The organism is Actinoplanes sp. NPDC051633, assembly GCF_040681735.1.
Classification (GTDB): Bacteria; Actinomycetota; Actinomycetes; order Mycobacteriales; family Micromonosporaceae; genus Actinoplanes.
On record NZ_JBFAZH010000424.1, the window covers coordinates 1 to 5,979 of the forward strand.

5 protein-coding genes and 1 pseudogene are annotated in these 5,979 nt (G+C 69.3%); 4 read left to right on the forward strand and 2 right to left on the reverse strand.

Annotated features, from left to right (window positions below; translation table 11 throughout):
- Positions 1-121: 121 nt before the first annotated feature.
- A complete protein-coding gene (locus AB0M20_RS22585) occupies positions 122-487 on the forward strand; it encodes a hypothetical protein (RefSeq protein WP_364301129.1) in 366 nt (121 codons plus the stop codon).
- Here the strand turns inward: AB0M20_RS22585 and AB0M20_RS22590 are convergent.
- The gene (locus AB0M20_RS22590) at positions 477-1,913 is read right to left on the reverse strand and encodes a hypothetical protein (RefSeq protein ID WP_364301131.1); all 1,437 of its coding nucleotides are present in this window, start codon (positions 1,911-1,913) and stop codon (positions 477-479) included. The two genes, AB0M20_RS22585 and AB0M20_RS22590, sit on opposite strands and share 11 nt — an antisense overlap.
- 104 nt (positions 1,914-2,017) lie before the next feature.
- Here AB0M20_RS22590 and AB0M20_RS22595 point away from each other — a divergent pair, with 104 nt between their 5' ends.
- The gene (locus AB0M20_RS22595) at positions 2,018-2,701 is read left to right on the forward strand and encodes a DUF305 domain-containing protein (protein ID WP_364301134.1); all 684 of its coding nucleotides are present in this window, start codon (positions 2,018-2,020) and stop codon (positions 2,699-2,701) included.
- A 47-nt stretch (positions 2,702-2,748) separates the two neighbouring features.
- Positions 2,749-3,423, forward strand: a complete 675-nt coding sequence (locus AB0M20_RS22600) for a hypothetical protein (protein WP_364301137.1) — start codon at positions 2,749-2,751, stop codon at positions 3,421-3,423.
- Here the strand turns inward: AB0M20_RS22600 and AB0M20_RS22605 are convergent.
- A complete protein-coding gene (locus AB0M20_RS22605) occupies positions 3,420-5,537 on the reverse strand; it encodes a DUF4157 domain-containing protein (RefSeq protein WP_364301139.1) in 2,118 nt (705 codons plus the stop codon). The two genes, AB0M20_RS22600 and AB0M20_RS22605, sit on opposite strands and share 4 nt — an antisense overlap.
- A 193-nt stretch (positions 5,538-5,730) precedes the next feature.
- Between AB0M20_RS22605 and AB0M20_RS22610 the strand changes: the two are divergent.
- Positions 5,731-5,979 (forward strand): annotated as a pseudogene (locus AB0M20_RS22610) (hypothetical protein); the annotation flags it as partial.

Sequence of the window (5,979 nt, forward strand, 5' to 3'; positions counted from 1 at the left end):
CGTGCAACCGCTCGATCAGCGCCTGCTGCCGCTCCACCCGGCGCAGCGCGAGATGACCTTCCACGAATCGGATCTTAAAGGCGACTCCGGCTTGTCCGGTTCGCTTCCTAGCGTGGGTCACATGAGCACAGTCGACGAGTTCTTCGAGACCTATCAGGCGGCGCTTCTCGCGCGCGACGAGAAGACGATCGGCACGCTGTACGCCGTACCCGGATTGGTCCTCTTCCCCGGCAACGCGATCGCGGTGAGCGACCCCGCGCAGACCGAGGCGTTCTTCGCCTCGTCCTGGGACCAATACGAGGGCGTGACCGCCGCGGACCACCGGCTCACCGTGATGGGCACCGCGCCCGGCACGGTCTGGGCGGACGTGACCTGGACCTACGACGGCGAGCCCAGGGAGCGGTTCTGCTACCAACTGGTCGAGGGCCAGGACGGCTATCGGATCGCCGTCCTGACCCCCATGGAACTACCGTCGGTCACCAGGTGAGGAAGTTGTCCTGGGTCTGGGCGTTGAAGCGGTTCGTGCGCAGCTGCTTGGCCGGGTCGGTCTTGGCGTCGACCAGGTCGAGCACGTCCAGGCCCTTCTGGATGTCATTGGAGTAGATGTAGCCGTTGTACCAGTACGCCGACCACGAGCCGCCGAGGATCAGCTGGGTCGCGCTCAGCGGGCCGCGCTCCCAGTAGGCGATCTCGCGCGGGTTGCGCGGGTTGGTGAACTCCCACACCGAGATGCCGCCCTGATACCACGCCTGCACCATGATGTCGCGGCCCGGCACGGGGATCAGCGAGCCGTTGTGCGCCACGCAGTTCTCCGTGCTGGTGTTGATCCGCGGGATCTTGAAGTAGCTGCGGAAGCTCAGCTTGCGGTTCTTGCCGGTGCCGGTGATCGCGTAGATGGCGTCGGCGCCCTTGGTCGGGCCGACCTCCGCGGTGCACTCGGCGCCACTGCCGCCGCCCAGCTCGTCGGTGAAGACGACCTTGGTGCCGTCGTTGTTGAAGGTGGCCGAGTGCCAGAACGCGAAGTTCTCGGTGTCGCGCACCGCGGTGATGACCTTGGGGTTGACCCGGTCGGCGATGTCGATCAGCACACCGTCACCCATGCACGCGCCGGCCGCGAGGTCCTTCTCGGGGTAGGCCGTGATGTCGTGGCAGCCGGTCGTCTCGGAGGTGCCGTTGCCCTGCGGGTTGCCGCCCTCGGGGAACAGGATCGGGGTGGAGACCACCCGCGCGCCCGCCGGGTCGTTCAGCGGGACCTTGATGACCGAGATCTTGTCGTGCGGCAGCTGACAGTTGGGGACGCTGGCCCGCGAGAGGTTGTACGACGAGACGTAGATGTAGACCGAGCGGTCACCCTTCTTGCCGGGCACCAGGGTCTGGGTGTGCGAGCCGCAGTCGGTCTTCACCGCGGCCACGTACTGCGGGTGGACGGGGTCGGAGATGTCGAAGATCTTGACACCCTCCCACCGCTGGTCGCCGGTGGACTCCGGCGGCGCGGAGGTGCTGTTGCACGAGTTGTCCGACCGTTGCGAGTCGGTGCCCAGGAAGAGCAGGTCGCCGTGCACCGACACGTCGTTCTGCGAGCCCGGGCAGACCACCACGGCGGCGACCTGGGGCTGCTTCGGACGGCTGATGTCATAGACGGTGAACCCGTTGTAGTTGCCGCCGTAGGCGTATTTGCCCTGGAAGGCCCAGTCGGTGTTGAACGCGCTGGTGGTGTTGAACGGCGCCTGCTTCGGGATGTTCGCGGCCTGGGTCAGGTTGGGGCTGCTGGCGATCTCGTCGACACCGGGCGGTGTGTCGGCCTCCGGCGCCGCTGCGCTCATGGACGGTGCGACCAGCAGGCTCAACAGGACTGTCGCCGTGCTGAGCACCGCCAACCGCTTGAGTCGCCGCCCTCGTGGGGCAGGGTGCATGATGTGATCCTTCCGGCTTCGCAGCGCTCCCCGCCCCATCGAGACAGGCAGCACTGACCTTCATCGCTACGATAGTGGTCGATCGACCGAAATTGGAACGCTTCATGCACAGACAGAACCGACGCCGGTGGTGGACCCTCGGCGGCGTCGCATTGGTGCTGGTCGCGACGACCGGCGGGGTCGTCGCGGCACGGTCGGGTGAGGACGGTTCCGCCAGCGCTCCACGGCCTGGCACCAGTGCGAGCGCGCCGCCGGTCACCGTCCTCCAACCTGGACGACCCGGCGAGTCGGCCGCGGTCACCGACTCCGACCGGGTGAAGCCGCTCGAGGTGCCGGTCTACAACAAGGCGGACGTCGCCTTCGCCCAGATGATGATCGCGCACCACCGGCAGGCGATCCGGATGACCGGCCTGGCGCCGGAGCGCGGGTCGAATGCCCAGCTGAAGAGCATGGCCGACCGGATGGGCCTCGCGCAGACCATCGAGATCGACGTGCTGAAGGCGTGGCTGACCGAGCGGCGGCTGCCGGAGAGCGACCCGTCGCACAACCACGCCACGATGCCGGGCATGCAGACCGAGGCGGCGATCGCCGCGCTCGCCGCGGCCGAGGGCGCCGATTTCGACAGCCGGTTCGTGACCATGATGACCGCGCACCACGAGGGCGCCCGGGTGATGGCCGGCGACGTGCTGCGCGGCGGCTCCGATCAGCGGCTCAACGAGATGGCCAACGAGATGGCCGTCGAGCAGGCCTCCGAGATCCGGCGGATGCGCGACCTCAACGTGACGTAGGTCCTCTGGGGATGCGTCCCGCGACCGGCGTCGATAGCTTGGTACGGGTGGGTTCCCTCGTTGTCATCTGGTCTGTCCTGCTGCTCATGGCTCTGCTGGCGCTCATCTGGGTGATCCTGCCCGGCGTTTCCGCGAGCAGACGTCGTCGTCTGGAGGACGAGGCGCGGCTCGCGGCCGCGAAAGACGAGCAGACCCGCTACGCGGACGAGATCGCCGTCGCCGTGCTGGGTGCGCAGAGTACGGCCGAGCGCCGCCGTGCCGAGTACGAGCATGCGCACGAGCGGGTGGCCGAAACCTGGCGCTCGTGTCAGCGGGCCGAGGAGGCGCTGGCCCGGCTCCGCAGGGCGGCCGCGTTCGTCAGTCTGGAAAAGGTGGACGTTCCCGACCGTGCCCGTGCCCTGCGCCGCCTGGCGCAGGCGGCCCACCGGCGCGGCGACCTCTCCGACGAGCAGCTGCTGGACGCGCTGACCCACCGCAACTCATGGAACCCGGAGCTGCACCCGGTCGAGCACGAGCTGGTGATCGCCAAGGCGGCCGTGCGGCACCACGCCGAGCTGCACCGGCGGGCTCTACAGGCCGAGGCGGAGGCCTGGCGCGCCGACGGGATCGCCGCCGCGGCCCTGCGCACGCTGCGCGAGGAGCTGCTCGCGGCCCGGTCCGCGACCCCGGTCGTCCCGGTCGAGATGCAGGAGACCGTGGTCCTCAAGCTGGTGACGGTCTAGCCCATGGCCGGGCCGACCGGCGCCGGGAAGTCGCCCTTGACCGGCGGCGGAGCCTTGCCGGAGTCCTGCGACATGCCGCCGGGCACCATCTCTGCGCCGAACGTCCCGATGATCGCCGAGGTAATCGACCGGTAGTACTCCGGGAAGATGGTGTTGAAGCACAGGTCGTGCAGCACCGAGCTCTGCCACTGGTCCAGCGGTATCGGCGCCGCGTCCGGGCCATCCGGCACCACGGCGGTCGGCACCATTGCGAAGATCTTCTCGGTCGTCAGCTCGGTGGCGCCGGTGTTCATCAGCTCGTCGATCGCCCGCCGCGACATCGCGGCCGCGTTCGCCGCCGTCTCGGCGCCGACCGGCCCGGACTGCGAGATCAGGGTGTCGTCCCCGCCGACGCGCATGCGTACGCTGCCGTCCGAGCTCATCACCGTGAGCCCGATCTTGTTGAAGTAGTCGTGTGCCGCCCCGGCCGCGCCCTGTGCCTGCGCGTTGTTCAGCAGCCGCAGGTACGCCTGGTAGTTGGCCTCGCGGTCGGCATCGTCCACTCCGGTCACGCCCGACCCGGCCACCCGCCCCTCGCGGTCCCGCCGTTCCTGGGCGGTCTGCGGGTCGATCGCGGAGGTCCCCGACTCGCGGTCGTCGCGGTTCGTCGGCCCGCTGGTCGGCGTGTTGCCGTAGAGCGACTGCCCGGCGATCCCGGTCTGCCGCGCGCTGGCCATCCGCGCCATCACGTCGGGGTCCGGCTGTCCACGCCGGATGATCGCCAGGTCGGTGCCGGGAATGATCAGCGTCGCCTGGTTCAGGTAGTCGATCCACCACTGCATGACCAGCGTCTTGTTGACCAGGTGGCCGGCCGCGAACGAGTCCTGCAGGAAGTGGTCGCCGTACCCGTTCTTGAGGATGGCCTGCCGGGCGTGCTCCTCGGTGCCCTTCGGGATGTCCTTCAGCGGCGCGGTCTGGCTGCGGCTCGCGAAGTGCGCCTTCGCCTCCTCGACGGCCTCGTTGTGATACTGCTCCCAGCGGTGCCAGCTGAACGGCGCGAAGTGGCAGGCGTTGCGGGTGAGCAGACCCGCGTACCGGTTGGTGCCCTGGCCGGCGGTGGCCTCGTCGAGCGCCTTCACCTCGCCGCCGGCCTCGGTGATGAACTCCATCCAGTGCGTGGCCATGCCCTCCATCGACTTGCCACGCAGCCCGAACTCGGCCCCGGCCGCGCCGCGGATGCCGCTGCGCATCTTCTGCAGCACCGGCACGAGCTCCTCGCGGGTCATGGTGTCCGCCGCGGACGGGTCGGGCAGATAGTCGGCCAGCGCGTTGAGCTCGCCGTTGCTGACCCACAGGCTGCTGCCGGCGAGCTGCACCCAGCGCACGTCCGGGAAGCGGGCCCGCGGGTCGCCGCCCGGGTCGGTGCTGAAGAACATCATGCGTTCCCACAGGTCAGCGAGCACGTGCTTGCGCGCCTCCGCGGTGACCGTGGCGTCGCCCAACCGGGACGGCGGGGTGTCGCCGAGCAGCGTGTGCTCCCAGGACGAGTGGCGATGGATCTTGAACACTCCGGGTGACACCGGGCCGCTCAGCGACGCCGCCATCGGGTCGGTGGAGCCGCGGTGCGCGGTCAGGCGGTCGGCGATCGCGTACGCCTCGCGCTCCTCGGGGTCATGCACGTCGCTGACGGTGAGTCCCGCCGCTGCCGGGGTAGTGGGCTGCTGCAGTGTGTGGGTGAGCTCGTGGGCCAGGATGTTGTATCCCGACCTCGACGAGGGGTCGAACTGGCCCTGACCGAAGAAGATGTCCTGCCCGACGGTGAAGGCGTTGGCGTTGAGCTCGGTGGCCATCGACGCGGCGTGCCCGTCGGTGTGCACCCGGACGTCGCCGAGCGGTTGACCGAACCCGGTCTCGGTCTCGGCGCGCACCTCGGCGGGCAGTGGACGGCCACCGCCGAGCCGGCCGCGCAACCGGTCCTCGATCGGGTTGTCGGCCACCGCCCGGGCCACCATCTGGTTCCCGCCGTGCGCCTGCGCGTGCAGCATGATCGACACCAAGTCTGACTTGTCGGACTTGGCGGGGGCGGGCGGGGTGTGGGCCTCAACCGCAGGCTCGATCGCCCGCTCACGCTCCATGGGTATAGGTATATACGCCGACGTCCAGGAACCGTCCAGCTCTGTCGGTTAGCGTCCCCGCCGAGGGGAGTACCTCGCCAAGAATCGTCCGGTCAGTACGGGTCCTCGGACAGGAGCCCCGGGCGGTCACCCGCTTCGCATCGCGGGTGAGGGAGACCTCAGACGATTGCGTGTTGTCTGAGGAGGCCCCGCCATGCCGGCGTCGATCGGCTCCCCCCTGCTCTGGATCGTCACCATCGCCATCCTGCTGGCGCTGCTGACCGTCGACTTCATCCTGACCCGCCGCCCGCACGACGTGCCGATGCGCGAGGCGGTCGGCTGGACCGTCTTCTACCTCGCCCTGCCGGTGGCCTTTGGACTGATCATCTGGCCGATGTACGGCGGTGACGATCCAGAGCAGGGGGGAGCCGATCGACGCCGGCATGGCGGGGCCTCCTCAGAC

Bases quoted from the DNA above. Each gene is read 5' to 3' on its own strand.
- AB0M20_RS22585 (WP_364301129.1), top strand. From the start codon at position 122: ATGAGCACAGTCGACGAGTTCTTCGAGACCTATCAGGCGGCGCTTCTC.
- AB0M20_RS22590 (WP_364301131.1), bottom strand. From the start codon at position 1,913: ATGCACCCTGCCCCACGAGGGCGGCGACTCAAGCGGTTGGCGGTGCTC.
- AB0M20_RS22595 (WP_364301134.1), top strand. From the start codon at position 2,018: ATGCACAGACAGAACCGACGCCGGTGGTGGACCCTCGGCGGCGTCGCA.
- AB0M20_RS22605 (WP_364301139.1), bottom strand. From the start codon at position 5,537: ATGGAGCGTGAGCGGGCGATCGAGCCTGCGGTTGAGGCCCACACCCCG.